Source organism: Mucilaginibacter rivuli, assembly GCF_019391655.1.
Taxonomy (GTDB): Bacteria; Bacteroidota; Bacteroidia; order Sphingobacteriales; family Sphingobacteriaceae; genus Mucilaginibacter; species Mucilaginibacter rivuli.
The window spans coordinates 380,630-399,631 of record NZ_JAHXPQ010000003.1; the positions used below are offsets into that span (position 1 = coordinate 380,630).

Annotated in this window: 16 protein-coding genes; 10 read left to right on the forward strand and 6 right to left on the reverse strand. The window is 39.7% G+C overall.

Annotation, left to right across the window (positions count from 1 at the left end):
- Positions 1–60: 60 nt before the first annotated feature.
- The 3 genes from KXQ82_RS08885 to porV all read right to left on the reverse strand — a co-directional run bounded on the left by KXQ82_RS08885 (position 61) and on the right by porV (position 3,280).
- The gene (locus tag KXQ82_RS08885; RefSeq protein ID WP_219487826.1) at positions 61–999 is read right to left on the reverse strand and encodes a methionyl-tRNA formyltransferase; all 939 of its coding nucleotides are present in this window, start codon (positions 997–999) and stop codon (positions 61–63) included.
- Between the two features lie 3 nt (positions 1,000–1,002).
- Positions 1,003–2,073, reverse strand: coding sequence for an ABC transporter substrate-binding protein (locus tag KXQ82_RS08890; RefSeq protein ID WP_219487827.1), 1,071 nt, complete (start codon positions 2,071–2,073; stop codon positions 1,003–1,005).
- 67 nt (positions 2,074–2,140) lie between these two features.
- Positions 2,141–3,280 (reverse strand): type IX secretion system outer membrane channel protein PorV, encoded by a 1,140-nt coding sequence (gene porV, locus KXQ82_RS08895; RefSeq protein WP_219487828.1) that lies wholly within the window; start codon positions 3,278–3,280, stop codon positions 2,141–2,143.
- A 409-nt stretch (positions 3,281–3,689) separates the two neighbouring features.
- Here porV and KXQ82_RS08900 point away from each other — a divergent pair, with 409 nt between their 5' ends.
- The 7 genes from KXQ82_RS08900 (at position 3,690) to KXQ82_RS08930 (ending at position 12,799) form a co-directional block, all read left to right on the forward strand.
- A complete protein-coding gene (locus KXQ82_RS08900; protein WP_219487829.1) occupies positions 3,690–4,313 on the forward strand; it encodes a hypothetical protein in 624 nt (207 codons plus the stop codon).
- 4 nt (positions 4,314–4,317) lie between these two features.
- Positions 4,318–5,016 carry an aspartyl/asparaginyl beta-hydroxylase domain-containing protein gene (locus KXQ82_RS08905; protein WP_219487830.1) on the forward strand — a complete coding sequence of 233 codons (699 nt, stop codon included), beginning with the start codon at positions 4,318–4,320 and terminating at the stop codon, positions 5,014–5,016.
- Entirely contained in the window at positions 5,013–5,966 is a 954-nt protein-coding gene (locus KXQ82_RS08910; protein WP_219487831.1) for a sulfotransferase family protein, read from the forward strand. Before KXQ82_RS08905 ends, KXQ82_RS08910 begins: the two co-directional genes overlap by 4 nt.
- A 256-nt stretch (positions 5,967–6,222) precedes the next feature.
- Positions 6,223–6,843: a TetR/AcrR family transcriptional regulator gene (locus tag KXQ82_RS08915; RefSeq protein ID WP_219487832.1), complete on the forward strand. Its 621-nt coding sequence runs from the start codon at positions 6,223–6,225 to the stop codon at positions 6,841–6,843.
- A 30-nt stretch (positions 6,844–6,873) separates the two neighbouring features.
- Positions 6,874–8,226, forward strand: coding sequence for a TolC family protein (locus KXQ82_RS08920; RefSeq protein ID WP_219487833.1), 1,353 nt, complete (start codon positions 6,874–6,876; stop codon positions 8,224–8,226).
- Positions 8,227–8,260: 34 nt separating this feature from the next.
- Entirely contained in the window at positions 8,261–9,355 is a 1,095-nt protein-coding gene (locus KXQ82_RS08925; protein ID WP_219487834.1) for an efflux RND transporter periplasmic adaptor subunit, read from the forward strand.
- Positions 9,356–9,382: 27 nt separating this feature from the next.
- The gene (locus KXQ82_RS08930; RefSeq protein WP_219487835.1) at positions 9,383–12,799 is read left to right on the forward strand and encodes an efflux RND transporter permease subunit; all 3,417 of its coding nucleotides are present in this window, start codon (positions 9,383–9,385) and stop codon (positions 12,797–12,799) included.
- A 46-nt stretch (positions 12,800–12,845) separates the two neighbouring features.
- Here the strand turns inward: KXQ82_RS08930 and KXQ82_RS08935 are convergent, their stop codons facing one another.
- Together KXQ82_RS08935 and KXQ82_RS08940 are read right to left on the reverse strand one after the other, a co-directional pair.
- Positions 12,846–13,931, reverse strand: coding sequence for an acyltransferase family protein (locus KXQ82_RS08935; protein ID WP_219487836.1), 1,086 nt, complete (start codon positions 13,929–13,931; stop codon positions 12,846–12,848).
- Positions 13,932–14,042: 111 nt separating this feature from the next.
- Entirely contained in the window at positions 14,043–15,131 is a 1,089-nt protein-coding gene (locus KXQ82_RS08940) for an acyltransferase family protein (RefSeq protein ID WP_219487837.1), read from the reverse strand.
- Between the two features lie 158 nt (positions 15,132–15,289).
- Here KXQ82_RS08940 and purB point away from each other — a divergent pair, with 158 nt between their 5' ends.
- Positions 15,290–16,633 (forward strand): adenylosuccinate lyase, encoded by a 1,344-nt coding sequence (gene purB, locus KXQ82_RS08945; RefSeq protein WP_219487838.1) that lies wholly within the window; start codon positions 15,290–15,292, stop codon positions 16,631–16,633.
- Between the two features lie 127 nt (positions 16,634–16,760).
- Positions 16,761–17,309: a NifU family protein gene (locus KXQ82_RS08950; protein WP_219487839.1), complete on the forward strand. Its 549-nt coding sequence runs from the start codon at positions 16,761–16,763 to the stop codon at positions 17,307–17,309.
- Between the two features lie 183 nt (positions 17,310–17,492).
- Here KXQ82_RS08950 and KXQ82_RS08955 read toward each other — a convergent pair whose 3' ends face one another.
- Positions 17,493–18,074, reverse strand: coding sequence for a YceI family protein (locus KXQ82_RS08955; protein ID WP_219487840.1), 582 nt, complete (start codon positions 18,072–18,074; stop codon positions 17,493–17,495).
- A gap of 292 nt (positions 18,075–18,366) precedes the next feature.
- On the opposite strand from KXQ82_RS08955, the gene KXQ82_RS08960 reads away from it, so the two are divergent.
- A complete protein-coding gene (locus tag KXQ82_RS08960) occupies positions 18,367–18,804 on the forward strand; it encodes a hypothetical protein (RefSeq protein ID WP_219487841.1) in 438 nt (145 codons plus the stop codon).
- Positions 18,805–19,002 lie beyond the last annotated feature (198 nt).

Below are 19,002 nucleotides of genomic sequence, written 5' to 3' on the forward strand. Positions count from 1 at the left end.
CGCATATATTAACTTTGTGTTACACCCGGTTTAATAATAGTGTGTATTTTATTATGCGTGTTAACTAAACACCTCGCCAAGCCTGAAGCCCAGGCTAAACAACTTGCCTCCCGAAAAGTATCCCTGTTGCATGCTAACTACATTAATTTTAATAAACTGCTTATTAATACATGCAACAATTAACCCGTACAGCAAATCGGCATGCACAATGGTACCTGGCGGAAACTGTTGATCCTCCGGATTGTTTATATCCGCCGGGGCAACCTCGAACAGGTATACCCTACCCTGCCTTATGGTGGTTAGGGCTCCTCCATACCGCGGGTTGGCCGCATTAACTAATTGCTCTATTTCGGTGGCGGTTTGCTGCCGCCAGTTAATGCTGAGGTCGGCTGGTGTTGGCGCGTTGAAAAATACAGGTAAGTCCTCTTCCTCTGCTACAGGTTGCGGCGCATGGGTGTCAAGTTCTGCCAAAACTTTAATTGCGCTTTCGGCAGCTTGCATACCTAAGCGCTGGGCATATAAGCCATAAGTTTCGCCCGGGTAAATTGGCAGTTCTTCGGTATACAATACCGGGCCATTATCAAGCTGACCGGTCATTTGATGAATGCTGATACCGCCCATCGCATCACCATTTTTTATCTGCCAAAAAACAGGCTCGGCACCTTTGTATTTCGGCAGCAGCCCAAAATGGAAATTGATACAGCGCCCCGGCAGCATTGTTAAAATTGCATCGGGTATCATCCACGAAAAGGTAACCGTAAACAGGGCATCGGGCTGGTACGCTGCAATGAGTTTTTTTAATTCGGCTTCGAGGTTTTTACGCGATAACAAGTTTACATCCGCGGCAGCGATACCTACATCCTGCAGTATGGGCAAAAACTGCCCGGCTATTTTATCGGGAATTGCTAAAGCCGCCAGCATACCCTGTTGTTTAAGCTTAAGTATAGCCGGGATACCTAATATGTCGGACGTGCTGAGTACTAATACTTTCTTAGGCATCGCTTAAATAGCTAAATAAGGGTTTGTCCACCCCGCCGAAGCTCCTGCGGTTAACGGCGCTATCTTTTCAGGATCTAAACCAAAGGTTTCCCATTGTGTAACAGGTATTGTGGTAATCGCGGCTTCGCCGGCTTTAATATCATGTTTAAGTATGGTAAGCTTTTCGTCGCCGGTAAAATGCCCGGCGATATTGAAGATGGCATTTAGTTTCAGTAACTCCGCTTGCAGGTTCCCGGCTGTAGCTGCTGCCCCGGCTATACTTTGCCCTGTTTGCAACCCCAAATGATAAAATAGCTTAGCTGGTTCAACAGCCGGTGTAAACAGCTGAGTGGTGTAAACCGTTATATCGTCATTCAATGGAGCAAAAGGTGCCAATAGGTAAGGCAGGCCCAGTATCTTTGTTTTTTTGTGCCATCCGCGCGCTATCAACTCATTTAAAAACAGCGTGGTTTCGGCACCGCAAAAAGTAGCAAAAATAAAATCGGGCTGGTATTGTTCCAAAAATGGGAATATCACATCCATATTGCTCAACTCGCCCGGCAAGGGCATTGGCGGCACCGAAAATGACCATTCGGCACTGGCATCAGCTGTCATCATACCTACATGGAACATCTGCGAAAAGCCATACCCCGCATCGTAAACCGAACTGATGTACATGCCCTTTTTACCAAAGGTGCTAACGCCCCAATGGCCCAATGTATAAGCATGCTGCCACAGGTGCGGACCATTTAAATATATGTATTCGTTTAAAGCGGGCGCCCCCGGAACATGGTCGCCCATGTTATTAACCACAAAAGGTTTTTTGTGCGTCTTGATCTTTTCTGCCAGGTCGCGTGCTACGTTGTTTGATACAAAACCCGTAACCAGATCAACCTCGTCATAATCATAAAATTTATTGCAGCCTTTTTCTACCAGTTTAAAATCGCCCTGGCCAATAAACTCTTTTATGATATCAACTTCAATGTTATTTGCAGATAGCGGTTTTAAGCCTTCCTTTAAACCCTTTTCAAATTCTTTAGCTATCGGGAAAATGGTTGATGAGGGTAGTAATAGGCCAATAGTGATCTTGTCCATCGGGCAGCTTGGTTGTATAGGATAGTTGTTCCTTTTATAAAGGATGCTTAATAAATGGTCTTTTCTGTTATCTTTTTACCGAGCCAAAGTTATAGCCCAACGATAAACGCACAACGCTTGAAAGCGGGCTTACGTTTTGACTGGCCACCAGGTAAGAAAAATCAAAGTTGATGCTTTGATACTTTACTCCTGCCCCCAATGTGGTGTATTGCCTGCTCCCTTTATTAGGGTTTTCATAAAAATATCCGGCTCTTATAGCAAATGTTTTTTTATACCAATACTCAAATGCTGGCGAAAAACTAATTTCCTGGAACTCTTCAGTAAAGCCACCTGGCGCATCACTGAAAGATCCAAAAATACCCGACACTACCGATCTGTTATCATCACGGCCTGATGTGATATTCCCGCTGTTATCCCGCAACGGAGGTGTTGGAACTAACAGTTTATTGGCATCAAGCATAAAGGTAATCTGGTCGGCTTCGTCTATATCATAGGTGCGCGCAATACCTATCTTTAAATTTGTAGGTAAAAAGTATTGAGGGCCATCTGTGTAATAACTCATTTTTGAACCAATGTTGGATATGTTAGCACCAAAAGCAATTGAACCGTTGTTTTTGGGTTTCGAATAATACAATGATACATCGGCAGCTACTGCACTTGCCGATTGACTTTGTTGCCCGTTCACAACAGCGCCCTGAGTTAAATTAGAGTGTATGAAGCGGGCGGTTAAACCGAGCGAAAAGTTATCGGTGAATTTGCGGGCCAGCGAAACATCAAACGAAAACTCGTTAGGTTTTAATACACCCAATGATGTTGCATTATCATCGTAACTATTAACAGAACCAAGGTTAAAGTACCTCAGCGAGGCTCCAATTGTATTACGATCATCAATTTTATTTAAAAAACTAAGGTAAGCCAGGTTAACATCCGGAAAAACACGACGCATCCAGGGGCTGTATGATAGTGATATTTTAGTAGGCTCATCAACAAATGCCAATTTGGATGGATTCCAAAAAGCCGAATTACCATCGGGTGATAATGCAACACCAGCTTCGCCAAGTCCTCCCGAACGCGCATCGGGACCAATGTTTAAAAAAGGCACCGCTGTGGTTATTGCTTTTTGACTGCTACCATTTATGTTTATGCCTTGTGCAAAACTTATAGCTGATACACTTAAAAAAATAAAAGAAAGTAAAATTTGCTTCATTGCTGCCTGCTATGTTTTATTGCTTCTTGTACAATATAGGTTTTGTATGAAATAAGGGCAATTTGCACCTCGCTAAATAACATGTTAAATATAATTACTTATATACTTAACTCCTAATAAATTTACGTTTTGAAATAAATAAACGTATTCACTACCGCCCAGGTCAACAATATAACTATTGAATAAAATAATTACCTAATATGACATTATATTTTAGTGAAAATAATAGCTTAAAAATTTGATTGCGTAATCTTAATATATACTTTTATGTAATATTCATTTATTAACAATAACCTTAACCAATTTATTCAAAATGAACCCTACTATAATTTATTTCCTGGTGCTTATATTTTTATTATTCGGGGTAGTTTTTTTGCAGATCAAATTTTGCATACTATCCAACTCAAGTATGCCCCACCCTAAACCATACAGTTTTAGCCGCTGGCAGTTAGTATGGTGGACGTTCATCATCTTCGCCTCATTTATATCGGTTATAATTGCATCGGGCAAAATACCCACTTTTGATAATTCTACACTTATTTTATTAGGTATTGGCTCAATAACAACCATTGCAGCTACTTTAATTGATATTAGCGATAACGACAATGCTGCAAACACAGCTAATGCTAATGCTACTCAAACCGTTGTTGTTAGCCCGCCACCTGCTGCTCCGGCAGACCCTAATGCGCCGGTTACTGCCGCGCCCGAGGCTGCCCCTGTTGTTACTGTCGTTAATACTCCTGCCCCACAGCCTGTTTTGGCGCAAAGCATTAATCACAATAGCTTTTTTCTTGATATTTTGTCGGATAGATATGGTATTAACATTCACAGGTTACAGGCCTTTGTTTTTAACGTAGTGTTTGGTGTGTGGTTTATTTATACAACAGTAATGCACATTAAAAATATTACTATTGCAAGCGCGCAACCGGCTATTGATGCCGTAATACCTGTTATTACCAACAATAATTTAATTTTGCTGGGAATGAGCGCCGGTATTTACACCACGTTAAAAACTACAGAAAACAAACAGTAATTTAATGATCATTGGTTATGCTCAACTGAATATCGGGGTGCCTTATATTGCACCCGAAAGTATATTGGCAAATGGCACATGGTTGCCACATTTTAACACCAATGGCTATGAGGGCAGTTGGGAGGTGCTAACCTTACGATCGCCGGGTGGAAAGGCTGATAATATTTTTGCCGACCTGGTTGGTGCTGATGTATACCTGGATACACCACTCATGGCACAATATCCTGCAATAAAACAAATTTGCGATAATTTACATTGCGATTTAATGAGCGTGCGGTTGTTAAACCTGAAAGCAGGTGCCATAATTAAACAACACCGCGATAATGAACTTGCTTTTGAAAAAGGGGAAGCGCGGCTGCATTTCCCGATAGTAACAAATAATAAGGTTGAGTTTTTTGTAAATGATCAGCCTTTAATTATGCTACCGGGCCAATGTTGGTATATTAATGCCAATATGCCCCACAGGGCATCCAACAATGGCACTACCAACCGCATACATCTTGTAATTGATTGCAAGGTTAACGACTGGCTGCGTGATGTATTTGAAAAAGCAGATAGAACAGAGTTTGAAGAACATGTTGATGTGCACCAAACTATGATGGTTATAAACGCGTTGCGGGGACATCAAACCCATGAAGCCAATAATATGGCCGATGAGTTACAGTTAAAATTAGATAAACACCTGCAGGATACGCATAAATGATTAACCCTTTACAAGGATGGATACCTTATAAACTAACCCATACCGATACACAACCGCAATGCCATTGGATAAATACGCTTAATAAACCTTTTACAGAGCCTTTTTTTGACGAAACAATAATGCACTGCAAAAGCGCTTTTCATAAATACTTTCATTCCGTTAGCGATTTGAGTTTATTGGAGCAGTGGGCAGAGCAGCAGGAAGAACATGTTAAGCCAACCGCATTTATTTTTCATATATCACGTTGCGGATCTACACTGGCATCGCAGTTATTAGGTATAGATGAGCAAAATATTAGCCTTGCCGAAGTACCTTTTTTTGATGATTTGTTGCGCCTGCCATATAAAAACAGCTCATACAGTGCTAAACATGCTGAGCAATTATTTATTACGGCTTTAAAATTTTATTCGCAAAAAAGAACAGGTAACGAGAGCAGGTTGTTTATTAAAACCGATAGCTGGCATATCTTTTTTTATGAGCAAATAAGAGAATTATATCCCGATGTGCCTTTTATATTATTATACCGCTCACCGGATGAAGTATTATACTCGCACACTAAAGTAAGAGGTATGCAAGCTGTACCCGGTATAATTGAGCCACAATTATTTGGCTTTGAGCCGGGAGAAGCATTTAACCCCAACCTGGATGAATATACCGCTAAAGTATTGGAACGCTATTTGACCCGCTATATTGAAATTGCACAAAAGGATAAAAACGTGTTGTTACTAAATTATAATGAGGGACCAATGGATATGATACAAAGCATTGCCCGGTTTAGCAAAACAATCATAAGCAATGAAACCTTTTCTGAAATGCAGGAACGAAGTGGCTACCATTCAAAACGGCCCGGGCAGGTTTTTGCAGAAGAAAAAACAGTTAACTATCCTGAGTTTTTATCAAAAGCTATTAACTTGTATAAGCAGGTTGATACTTTAAGGCTTAGTCTGTAAGGACATTAATCCGTTGCTATCCTAACTAAATAATTAAAACCTGCTGACATAGGGTTGTCATTAACCAGCCTTTATTTTGTTGTAAATAACCAGAAAGCATGGATATAAATAACAAATAATGGGCAAACAGCAGCTATAACTATCTTTTATGTAACATTCAGGCCTGAAAGTTATCGAAATAATATTGTCAGCTTAACGTAATCATAATATCAGGAAACTTTGAAATCAAAAAATGTTTCCTTAGTTTTGACCAATTATGTCAGATGGTCAAAAAGAACGGATTTTAGAGGGGGCTGAGGAGTTATTCTTCAAGGCAGGGATACGTAGTATTACAATGGATGAAATTGCCCGCCATTTGGGCATGTCCAAAAAAACGATCTATCTTCATTATAAGGATAAAGATGATCTGGTAAGTGCTTTGGTACAATCGCGTTTGGAAGAAGATAAGTGCCAAATGCAAATGGCAGCCGAAAACTCATCAAACGTGCTGGAAGAGCTGATCAATATGATGAAATGTTCGGAAGAGATATTTTCGAGAGCCAACCCTATATTAATACACGATCTGCAAAAATACCATGCCGATGCCTGGAAAAAATTCCAGGGCTTTAAGGCCGGAGTAGTAGTTGATAGCATGAGCAGCATTATCAACAAAGGAATAGAGCAAGGTTACGTTCGCCCCGAAATTGACGCAACTATTATAGCCCGCATGAGGGTATGGCAAATTGAGTTGGGCTTTAATGCCGAGGTTTTCCCCCCTCAAAGTTTTAACTCGTGGAAAGTACAATTACAATTTATGGAGCATTTTGCTTACGGAATATGTACCGCCAAGGGGCGCAAACTATTAGATAATTATAAAAACGTAGTAGAACAGGAATAAATAACAACTAACAACCCATATATATTACAAATGAAAAAAAGTCTACCACTACTCACATTATGCATGCTGCTATTGGTTTATAGCAGCAATGCACAGCAAAAGGCCGCTGTAGCATACAGCCTTGCCGATTGCGTTAAATATGCTTACGAGCACCAGGATTCGGTTAAAAATGCCGAACTGGATGTAAAGAACGCCGATTATAAAGTTAAAGAAACCATTGGCAGCGGTTTACCGCAAGTTAACGGAGCTATTTCCTTCCAGGATTATTTGAAAGTACCTGCACAGGTTGGCCCCGATGTTTTTAGTGGTAAGCCCGTTGACCCGGAAGCACCTTTGGTTAAATTCCCATTCGGGCCTACTGTTTACACTAATACATTTGCGTTACAAGCATCACAATTGCTTTTCAGCGGAACATTTATTGTTGGCTTGCAGGCTGTTAAAACATTTAAAGAGCTTTACCAGCGTAGTCTAACCCGCTCTAAAATTGAAGCTAATGTTAATGTAACTAAAGCCTACTACCAGGTATTAGTTAGTGGCGAACAGGTTAAATTATTAGATATCAACATCAAACAATTGAAAGAACAGGTTGACCAAACCGCAGCTTCGAACAAACAGGGTTTTGTTGAAAAGATTGATGTGGACCGTATAACTGTTCAATACAATAACCTGGTTACAAACCGCGAAAACGTAGCCCGTGCTATTGTACTTTATATGCAAATGCTTAAATTCCAAATGGGAATGCCTATTGACCAGGAACTTACCCTTACCGACAAGCTTTCGGATGTGCGTTTAGACCAGCAGGCTGCAAACGTTACAGATACCACCTTTTACCATAACCGTATCGAGTACAATTTATTGGAAACTAATTTAAAATTGAACCAGCTTGACGTTAAAGATAAAAAAGCTGCTTTTTTACCGGTAGTTGTATTAAACGGCGGTTACGGAGGTTCGTTTGTTGAAAACCACTTCAAATACTTGTATAACAACTTCTACGCAAACGGGTTTATTGGTTTAGGTGTTAACATTCCTATTTTTAGCGGCTTTCAACGCAGCTACCAACTTAAACAATCGCGTATCAATGTGATAAAGGCACAAAACGAATTGGAAAATGCTAAAAACGGTTTTGCTTTACAGGCTAACGCTGCCCGCATTACCTTTTACAACAGCATCCAATCGCTCAATAACCAAAAACGTAACCAGGAGCTTGCCAACGAGGTACTCAGGGTATCTAAAATTAAATACCAGCAAGGTGTAGGTTCGAGCATAGAGGTTACGCAAGCACAGGGAGCTTTAGAAACAGCCGATAACCAATATATCCAATCGTTATATGATGCGGTGGTAAACAAGGTTAACCTTGATAAAGCTTACGGAAAGATCAACTAATTAAAACAACATTAACATGCAACACAATCACAATATGAAAAAAGCATTACTACTAAGCGCCATGGTAATATTGGCAGCTTGCAACAATAAACCAAAAGATCCAAAAGCTGAGCTTGCCGATCTTAAAAAGCAACAGTCGGATATCGCAGCAAAAATTGCAGCTTTAGAAACCCAAACCGGTAAAACCGACTCGGTTAAGTTAACCGATGTTAGTGTTGTTGAAGTTAAAACCAGCAACTTTACCAACTACGTACAATTACAAGGTAAGGTTGACGCGCAGGATAACGTTACTGCTTATCCACAGGCACCGGGTACTATTATAAACTTGTATGTAAAAGCAGGTGACCATGTTAACAAAGGGCAAATTTTAGCACAATTAGATAACAGCGTATTAAAACAACAAATAGCTCAGGCAGAAACACAGGCTAACCTGGCTAATACAGTTTTCCAGCGCCAAAAAAACCTGTGGGACCAAAAAATTGGTACCGAAGTACAGTTTTTACAGGCTCAAGCCCAGGCTCAGGGAGCACAAAAACAAGTTGCCGCTTTACGCGAACAAGCCGATCTGTACCGCATCACCTCTCCTATCAGCGGCACCATCGATCAGATGGACCTGAAATTGGGCCAGGCTGCTTCGCCGGGTGCTACGGGTATCCGCATTGTTAATGCAGATAATTTAAAAGTTAAAGCAGATGTTCCGGAAAGCTACGCTACACGTGTAAAACAAGGACAAGATGTTTTGGTACTATTACCCGATGCTAACGATTCATTAAAAACCAAGGTTACTTTCGCTGCAAAGGTTATTGACCCTGCATCGCGCAGTTTTGGTGTTGAAGTGAAGCTGCCATCAACTAAAACCTTACGCCCTAATATGACGGCTATTTTAAAAATTGCCGATTACAGCAAAGCCAATAGCATTGTTGTGCCGCTTAAAGCGATTCAAAAATCGGAAATGGGTGATTATGTTTTTGTGAACGAAGGCGGTATAGCCAAACGCAAAACTGTAAAAACAGGCGCTACATACAACAGCCAAACCGAAATATTAGATGGCCTTAAACCAGGCGATCAATTAATTACTGCCGGTGCCAGCGATGTTGAAGATGGCGACAAGATAAAAGTAGTACAGTAAGTATTTACAACCTAAAACGAATCTGTAATGAAAGATACGATGAAAGAATTTGGCCCCTCAAGTTGGGCCATTGATAACAAAACCGCGGTATACGTGCTGATATTCCTCATCACGGTATTGGGTTTGGTAAGTTACAATAACTTGCCGAAAGAGAATTTTCCGGATATAGCGCAATCCAAAGTATTCGTACAAACGATATACCAGGGCCAGTCGCCCCAAAACATCGAGTTATTGGTAACCAAGCAGATAGAGAAACGCCTGAAATCACTAAAAGGATTAAAAAAGGTAACATCAAACTCTGTGCAAAACGTATCGATCATCACCGCCGAATTTAATGCGGATATTAAGATAAAAGATGCCAAGCAAGATGTAAAGGACGCGGTAGATAAAGCCAAGCAAGATTTACCTCAAAACGATGCTAACCTGAAAGAATCAACAATATCTGATATTAACGTTGCCGATCTTCCTATCCTGTATGTTAATATTTCGGGTAATTATGATCTGAAAAAGTTAAAGGAATATGCCGATAACCTGAAAGATGATATCGAAAGTTTTAAAGAAATTTCGAAAGTTGACGAAGTAGGCGCACTAACCCCGCAAATACAGGTAAATGTTGATATCAATAAAATGACCGCGGCACAAATTGGTTATGGCGACATAATCCAGGCTATCGGTACCGAAAACATTATCAGTTCGGCCGGTAATATGATATTGGATGGTGTACAGCGCCCTATAGATATTAAACAGGATTTTAAAAGTGCTGATGAAGTAGGCACCATGATTATTCGTAACCCATCAGGCCGTGCCGTATATTTACGTGATATAGCTGAAATAAAAGACGCTTTTAAAGACCAGGAAAGTTATGCCCGTTTAAAAACGAACAACGACCCTAACTTTAAAAATGTAATTACTCTTAATGTGAGTAAACGCGCGGGTGAAAACCTGATCCAGGCTTCGGATAAGATAAACGACCTGATCAAAACCAAACAAAAAACGGTTTTCCCTAAAGGTTTGGATATTACCGTTACCGGCGATCAATCGGACAAAACACGTTCAACCCTGAACGACCTGATCAATACCATTATAATTGGTTTCTTATTAGTAACCGTTATCCTGATGTTTTTTATGGGAACCACCAATGCTGTTTTTGTGGCATTATCGGTACCATTATCGTGCTTTATCGCCTTCCTTATTATGCCGGCAATTGGTTTCACCATGAACATGATCGTATTGTTCTCGTTCCTGCTGGCCTTAGGTATAGTAGTTGATGATGCTATTGTGGTAATAGAAAACACGCACCGTATTTTTGCCAATGGGAAAATACCTATTAAACAAGCGGCTAAAATGGCAGCAGGCGAAGTATTTTTACCCGTATTTTCTGGTACGGTAACCACACTTGCCCCTTTTATACCATTGGCATTTTGGAATAGTTTGATCGGTCACTTCATGTTCTTCCTGCCTATTACGTTGATCATTACGTTACTGGCATCATTAGTAGTGGCTTACATTATGAACCCGGTTTTCGCGGTGGATTTTATGAAACCACACCACCCGGGCGAGCATGCTAACCCTAAATTCGATAAAAAGCTAATACGCACACTCATTGTAATGGCTGTGTTAGCGGTATTCGGGTACATGATGAACAATGGTGTCGGCAACTTTATCGTATTCGCAGCGGTACTTACTGTACTCAATCACTTTGTGTTTTTACGTACAATTGATGCGTTCCAGAATAATTTATGGCCAAGGTTCCAATCATGGTATGCCCGTTGGTTAGAGCGCGCCGTGCGCTGGCCGTTAAGCGTGCTTGCAGGCACCGTAGGGCTATTCATTTTAACATTTGTTATTATGGGTATTTTGAAACCTAAGGTAGAGTTTTTCCCTTCGGGCGACCCTAACTTTGCTTATGTGTACATTACCCTGCCTGTAGGAACTGATCAAACCGCTACAAACAAAGTTACCGAAGAGATAGAAAAACGTGTTGCAAGGGTTGTTGAGCCTGATAAAGACGTTGTTTCGTCTATCATATCAAACGTATCCGTTGGTGTAACCGATCCACAGGATGAAGACCAGGGCGTTTACTATAATAAAGGTAAAGTAACTGTTGCCTTTGTTGAATTTGGCAAACGCGAAGGTAAAGATACCAAAGCCATATTAGCCCGTATTCGTAAAGAGGTACAAGGCCTCCCGGGAGTTAAGATAGCTGTGGCCCAGGAGCACGGCGGCCCGCCAACACAAAAAGAGATCAGCATTGAAATGGCTGGTGATAATTTGGATACATTGGTTAAAACATCAGACAGGTTGAAGAAATACATCAACAGCCAGGGTATTGCCGGTATTGAGGAATTGATACCCGATGTACAAAGCGATAAACCTGAAATTGTATTTGATGTTGACCGCGAACGTGCAAACCGTGAGGGGATAAATACTAACCAGATAACACAAGCGCTCGGCGCAACAATTTATGGCGCCAAAGCCGGCGATTTTAAGAACACCAAAGAGGATAACTACGAGATCACCGTTCGTGCGATGAAATCCCAGCGTACCGATATTGACGCGATACGTAACTTAAAGATCACCTATCGTGATTTTGCTACCGGTGGCACTATTCGCCAGGTGCCAATATCGGCCTTTACCGATATCAGGTTTACCAATACCTACAGCAACATCAAACGCAAGCAACAAAGAAGGGTGATCACTTTAGGATCAAACGTTGTACCTCCATTTAACGCTAACGAAGTAAATGCAGGCATTGCTCAGGCTATTAAAACGTTTAAAGCTCCCGACTCGGTAACCATAAAGATGGGTGGCGCGCAGGATGACCAGATAGAAACAGCCAACTTTTTGATGGGCGCCTTAGTAACCTCATTGGGTTTAATCCTTATCGTTTTGATGAGTCAGTTTAACTCGATAGGTAAAACACTCATTATATTGAGCGAGATACTCTTCAGTATCATTGGTGTGTTCTTAGGCTTAAGCTTAGCTCACATGACGATCTCTATCCTGATGACAGGTGTAGGTATCATAGCCCTTGCGGGTGTTGTGGTACGGAATGGTATATTGCTGGTAGAGTTTACTGATATGCTGATGGCAGAAGGCGGCAACCTGCACGATGCCGTTGTTGAAGCAGCCCGTACCCGTATGACTCCTGTATTGCTTACCGCTACGGCAGCCATATGTGGTTTAATACCGCTGGCTATTGGCTTCAATATAGATTTTATAGGTATGTTTACCAACTTTAAACCGCATATCTATTTAGGTGGCGATAACGTTGCCTTTTGGGGGCCTTTAGCCTGGACCATGATATTTGGTTTGAGCTTTGCAACCATCATCACATTGATATTGGTACCATGTATGTACATTATTCGTGTACATGTTAAAGAGTGGTTTGCCAAATTGTTTAACGGCGAAAAGAAAGCAGACGTATTGGAAACTGCTGAATAATAATTGATACAAAAAAGCCCCTTGCAAAAAATGCAAGGGGCTTTTTTTATACTCGTTTAAACTTATCCTTAAATGTAAGGAATTTCTTTTCGTAGAAATTGTATGACAGGTAAGAAACTAAAAACAGCACCGGGATATTGATAAATGGCGAGTCGGCATATTTAAACAGACGCCCCCAGGGTTGGTCGTGTGTAAAAATTTGTTGCCATATGTATATACTGTATGATAGTACACCTAATTTTATCATAAAAGGCAGATTTAAAAATCTGGCAAAATAGTTAGTTGGATTTAAATTTAAAACCAGGATATAAGCTATTATAAAATCGAAAATGGCATTGCTTAAGTACGGCACATATATTGGAGATCCGCTTCGTATAATAAGGCCCACAATAAACAATATCAAGCTAACAAACTTACCGCTCGGCAGCTTTTCAAAATACCCTTTAAATAAAAGTATCGAAAACAAGCAGCCCGTTAAAATAGAAGCAATACCTTTTCCTATTATATTGATGATAATGAATAGCACAAGATGTGCTGTATGGCCGTTAAAAAACGGGATATCCACAAAGCCCAGGTAAGTAATTATAGGCGCTATTATAACAATAACAATAGTGCCAATAGTAGTTTTTCTTAAACTCAACAGCAAACATACCGGAAACAAAAGATAAAACTGCTCTTCAACTGATAAACTCCAGTAATGTCCAAAATACCAATCCTGCACATCACCCTTCAATTGAAAGTTCTTCAGGAACAAGGAAGCCATTATAAAGCTCCGTTTAGTGATATTCAAATCAAATATTTGATTCAGGATCAACAACGTTACTACAAAAAGCATAGCCACCGGAATTATGCGCAATACACGACGTATATAAAACTTTTTAAGCGCTATCGTTCCGTACTTTGTTTTCTCTTTCAGCAACAGCATAGTGATCAGAAAACCGCTGATCACAAAAAATATCTCAACTCCTATCCTGCCATCAAAATACTGAGTTAAAGATGATCCGAAGATATGGCAAACAATCACAATGACGATTGATACGGCTCGTAATCCATCAATTGAGGGATAATGCTTTTGGCTTAAAATAGTAGCCGGTGATGTATATGATGCCTGCTCAATTGATTGAATTTCCATAGTCAGAATAAATGTGTATTTCTATTTTGCAATAATAAAACTTTTTATGTTAAACGAAAGTTTAATCCTGTAGCTGTCCTTATCGTATACCGGAAATAAAAAAATGAACACTTATGCTCTTACAAACCTGTCCTTTAACCTCAAAAACTTCTTTTCGTAAAAGTAATACGATACATAAGCAACGATGAACAATGCAGGAAGGTTGATTAAAGGGGAGTCGGCATACTTAAATAAATGAGCCCAGGGTTGGTTATGCGTAAATATCTGCTGCCATATATAAAGGCTATATGATAAGATACCCAGTTTTACCATGATAGGGGTATTCAAAAACCGGGCGAAGTAATTATCCGGGTTCAAATTCAAAATGATCACAAAGCCGATCAGGAAATCGAATATCATAACACACACATACGACCAGAACGTAGAATATGGGATACTGTGGATAGCAAGTGCTGCAATAAACAAAATGAGCGTGGTCCATTTACCCGATGGCAGTTTTTTAAAATATCCCTTAAATAGAAGAATAGATAGTAAACAGCCGGTTAAAATAGCTGCAGTACCCTGCCCCAACATATTAATAAAAATAAATGTAACCGTATGTACGACACGATTTGCAAAAAAAGGCAGATTAAGGAACGCGACATAGCTGATCAATGGAATAGCAGCTACAAGGATTGTGATCCAAATCTTTGTTTTGTTGATGCTTAACATAATGCAGGCCGGAAAAAAAATATAAAACTGCTCCTCTACTGATAAACTCCAAAAATGCCCTGAATACCAGTCCATCTGACCGCTTTTTATCGGCATGTTTTTGATATACAATAACGACATGATAAAACTATTTCGACTAATCCCCAATGCAAACATATAGTTTAAAGCGATCAATACCATTACGAAAAGGAAGGCCACGGGTACTATCCGCAAAATTCGGCGGATATAAAATTTCTTTAATGATATAGTTCCGTACTTCTCCTTTTCTTTGAGTAGTAAAGTAGTAATAAGGAAGCCGCTGATAACGAAAAATATCTCAACCCCTATCCCCCCGTTAAAATACTTATCAAGGTTTGTATCAACCGTAACGTGTCGTATTAATACCATGATAATTGATATGGCGCGTAAGCCATCAATTGATGGGAAATGACTTTGCTGAAGAAGGTCTCGTGGATTGTTGAATTGCTGTATTGAGCCGGCTGCTTGCATTAAAATGGTAGTATATGTGTTACTTTTACAATAATAAAGCTTTTATCCGAAAAATATTACAATCACGAAATTCCACCTTCAATTATCGCTCCTGCCTGACTGATTCGAAAACTCGCCAGTCTTACTTCAAATTGCTATCTTTGCAAAAAATTTAACGCATGGCGCTTTCTCCACTTTCTGCAGTATCTCCGGTTGATGGCCGGTATCATCCCACCACCCAAACGTTGTCGGCTTATTTTTCAGAAGCGGCATTAATAAAATACCGCGTTTATATTGAGATAGAATACTTTATAGCCCTATGCCAAATACCATTGCCACAGCTGCAAAACTTTGATAAAGCATTATTTGCCGGCCTGCGCAATATTTATATTGATTTTACCGAGGCTGATGCCGAAGCGATAAAACAAATTGAAAAAATAACTAACCATGATGTTAAAGCTGTTGAATATTTCATCAAACAAAAATTTGATGCGCTTAACCTCGAAGCGTATAAAGAGTTTATTCACTTTGGGCTAACATCGCAGGATATCAATAACACAGCCATCCCCTACTCGTTCAAGCTGGCTATGGAACAGGTTTACCTGCCCGCTATTACCGAGGTGATAGATCAGCTTAAAACATACGCTACCGATTGGGCTAATATACCGATGCTTGCACACACGCACGGGCAACCGGCATCGCCAACTCGTTTGGGTAAAGAGGTTATGGTATTTGTAGAGCGCCTTGAAGCACAGTTGCAATTATTCTATCAAATACCTTACTCTGCTAAATTTGGTGGCGCTACAGGCAACTTTAACGCCCACAACACAGGTTATAAGGCTATCGACTGGAAAACATTTGGTAATAATTTTGTAAATGAAACACTGGGTTTAAAGCGCTCACAGTTTACTACGCAAATTGAGCATTACGATAATTTTGCCGCACACTGTGATAACCTGAAACGCATTAACAACATACTGATAGATCTTGATCGTGATATGTGGACTTACATATCCATGAATTACTTCAAGCAAAAGATCAAGGCCGGCGAAATTGGCTCATCTGCCATGCCACATAAAGTTAACCCTATTGATTTCGAAAACTCGGAAGGTAACCTCGGTATTGCAAACGCGTTATTTGAGCATTTGGCTGCCAAATTACCAATCAGCCGACTACAGCGTGACCTTACAGACTCTACCGTATTGCGCAACATTGGCGTGCCTGTTGCACATACCCTTATAGCATTAAAATCAACCATGAAAGGCCTGGGTAAATTGTTATTGAACGAACCTGCCTTAAACGCGCATCTTGAAGCTAACTGGGCCGTTGTTGCCGAAGCGATACAAACTATCCTTCGCCGCGAAGGCTATCCCAACCCGTATGAAGCTTTAAAGGACCTTACACGCACCAATACCGAAATTAACGCCCAAACAATTGCTTCATTTGTGGAAACTCTGCAAGTAAGTGATAATGTTAAGGATGAAATAAGGCAGGTAAGCCCGTCCACATATACAGGGATATAAAAAGCGAATCTCAATGTGAACATATTCACTTTTTTTGATAAGTAATTTACAGGTCATAATTAAGTAATACCCATACAATCACAAAAAAGCATCCTATTTTTGTAGGATAATTTTGAAAGGAAATAAGATGAATATCAACGTATATACTGAATCGACACCGAACCCGGCCACCATGAAGTTTATTGTAAATAAACTTCTCATAAACGGCAGTGTTGATTATGCCACAAAAGAAAGTGCCGAAAAATCACCTTTCGCAAAAGAGCTCTATAAGTTTTCGTTTGTAAACGGCGTGTTCTTTGCCAGTAACTTTGTAACCGTTACAAAAACTGAAGGTACCGATTGGAACGATATTGAGGCGATTATAAAAGAGTTTGTAAAAGGCGCTGTTGAAAGCGAATTAGCTGTGCAGTTAAAAGAACAGGAAGAAGTTGCTTTTGAAGGTACCGAAGCCGAAATTAAGATACAGCAAATATTACAGGATTATGTTCGCCCGGCCGTTGAGCAGGATGGCGGCGCTATTACCTACAAATCGTTTAATGAGGGCATTGTAACTGTCGAGCTTCGTGGCTCTTGCAGTGGTTGTCCGTCATCAACAGTTACCTTGAAATCAGGTATCGAAAATCTGCTGAAACGCATGGTTCCTGAAGTTACCGAAGTTGTTTCGGAAGCGATGTAAGATTTTTAAGTTTACAACGTTATAGCTGTAAGCTTAATTTATTAAGTGTTAATTGTTTTTTACTATAGTTGAATTAAATACCGGTTTGCCGCCAGCCAACCGGTATTTTTTTTGGCATTGCTCCATAAAAAAACCCTTGCTGAATAATTCAGCAAGGGTTTTTATTTTTTATAATAAACAGGCTTAGTTTGTTTTACCAAACTCAGTATTACCTATTACGGTGATCTCATCACTCAACATAGCCGATCCGAAACCAGAACCTACCGCGAAATCTTTACGGTTAAATGTACCTGCTATTTTGAAGCCTGCAACCGGCTTTTTATTCATACCAACACCCTGGCGCAAAGTTGCTGTTAAAGTAACAGGCTTGGTAACACCGTGTAAAGTTAAGTTACCAACTACACTGTAAGTAGTAGCATTTATTTTTTTAAATGATGTGCTTTTAAAAGTAACAGTTGAGTATTTAGCTACATCTAAAAAGTCGGGACCTTTAACGTGTTTATCGCGGGCATCATTATCTGTATTGATACTTGCTGCATCAGCAGTAAGCTCAACTGTAGCACCGTTAAAATCATCGCCTGATGAAGTGATGCTGGCATCAGTAATTTTGAATGAACCCTCAACATCCGATACACCCATGTGTGTAATGGTGAAAGCTAATTTTGAGTGAGCCTTATCAACAGCCCAGGTTGATTGTGCACTTGTTTTAAATGATAATGATAATGCAGTTAATGCTACTGCTGCTGCTAATGATAACTTTTTCATAATGTGGTTTTTATATTTCCTTTTAAATTGATTACACTTTTTATATAGTAATAATGTTAGGTCAAAGGTAGCTATTTACATAGATGTTTAAACATCTATGTATCGGATTTATAAAAATAATACAATGTTGTGACATCTGCTAACGGATACTACAATTAATACATGTACAAATATTGCCCAAACGTGTACCATTCATAAAAAAAATCAGATTTATTGAAACTTATAGAAAACAAATTGCGTAATAATACTCAACTAAGCTATTTATTACACACACCTGCAAAACTATTGAAACATGACTAATTACATTACTTTCTTTTCAGTTCTGGCCTTATCGGGAATATTGTACTCGATATACTATTCAAACTACGTATTTGTACCTAAAATGAAAAAGCTGAAAATGGTACAGGAATTCAGGTATGTTTCCAACCTGAACAGCGACCTGATTGCAGCGCTTAAAAATTATGCTGCTGAATTTAATGCAGAAAACCAGATTTTTTTACATGGCCTTACCTTTGGCTCAATGATAAGCAGCCTTGAAAAACTACGCGAAAAATCATATACAACAGATATATTAAAAACGCTTAAATCACAAGAAACTAACAAATCAATACTTTGCAATTTGCTTATCGATATCCGCCACCAAATTGAGATTCACCACGAAGTGAAAGATAGCTTAAGCAGGATTAAAAGAAACACAGAAAGGAGCGGCTTGAACTATGCCGCCGCTTAATACCAGCATTTAAACTTATGTTTTCAAAATACATTTATCTGAATATGTGATAGGTACAATGCTTGCCATAGCAGGCGGGAAGGAACAAGGCTTAACAACAAATAGATACTGTTTCCGTTTTACACCCTACATCTACCGTAAACTGAAAAACGAAACTTCCTTGTACCTATCACATATAACATTAAAAAGAAAGGCCCT

What these genes read in the sequence shown, in the direction of transcription:
- KXQ82_RS08885 (WP_219487826.1), bottom strand. Translation starts at nt 999, where the DNA reads ATGCCTAAGAAAGTATTAGTACTCAGCACGTCCGACATATTAGGTATC.
- KXQ82_RS08890 (WP_219487827.1), bottom strand. Translation starts at nt 2,073, where the DNA reads ATGGACAAGATCACTATTGGCCTATTACTACCCTCATCAACCATTTTC.
- porV (WP_219487828.1), bottom strand. Translation starts at nt 3,280, where the DNA reads ATGAAGCAAATTTTACTTTCTTTTATTTTTTTAAGTGTATCAGCTATA.
- KXQ82_RS08900 (WP_219487829.1), top strand. Translation starts at nt 3,690, where the DNA reads ATGCCCCACCCTAAACCATACAGTTTTAGCCGCTGGCAGTTAGTATGG.
- KXQ82_RS08905 (WP_219487830.1), top strand. Translation starts at nt 4,318, where the DNA reads ATGATCATTGGTTATGCTCAACTGAATATCGGGGTGCCTTATATTGCA.
- KXQ82_RS08910 (WP_219487831.1), top strand. Translation starts at nt 5,013, where the DNA reads ATGATTAACCCTTTACAAGGATGGATACCTTATAAACTAACCCATACC.
- KXQ82_RS08915 (WP_219487832.1), top strand. Translation starts at nt 6,223, where the DNA reads ATGTCAGATGGTCAAAAAGAACGGATTTTAGAGGGGGCTGAGGAGTTA.
- KXQ82_RS08920 (WP_219487833.1), top strand. Translation starts at nt 6,874, where the DNA reads ATGAAAAAAAGTCTACCACTACTCACATTATGCATGCTGCTATTGGTT.
- KXQ82_RS08925 (WP_219487834.1), top strand. Translation starts at nt 8,261, where the DNA reads ATGAAAAAAGCATTACTACTAAGCGCCATGGTAATATTGGCAGCTTGC.
- KXQ82_RS08930 (WP_219487835.1), top strand. Translation starts at nt 9,383, where the DNA reads ATGAAAGATACGATGAAAGAATTTGGCCCCTCAAGTTGGGCCATTGAT.
- KXQ82_RS08935 (WP_219487836.1), bottom strand. Translation starts at nt 13,931, where the DNA reads ATGGAAATTCAATCAATTGAGCAGGCATCATATACATCACCGGCTACT.
- KXQ82_RS08940 (WP_219487837.1), bottom strand. Translation starts at nt 15,131, where the DNA reads ATGCAAGCAGCCGGCTCAATACAGCAATTCAACAATCCACGAGACCTT.
- purB (WP_219487838.1), top strand. Translation starts at nt 15,290, where the DNA reads ATGGCGCTTTCTCCACTTTCTGCAGTATCTCCGGTTGATGGCCGGTAT.
- KXQ82_RS08950 (WP_219487839.1), top strand. Translation starts at nt 16,761, where the DNA reads ATGAATATCAACGTATATACTGAATCGACACCGAACCCGGCCACCATG.
- KXQ82_RS08955 (WP_219487840.1), bottom strand. Translation starts at nt 18,074, where the DNA reads ATGAAAAAGTTATCATTAGCAGCAGCAGTAGCATTAACTGCATTATCA.
- KXQ82_RS08960 (WP_219487841.1), top strand. Translation starts at nt 18,367, where the DNA reads ATGACTAATTACATTACTTTCTTTTCAGTTCTGGCCTTATCGGGAATA.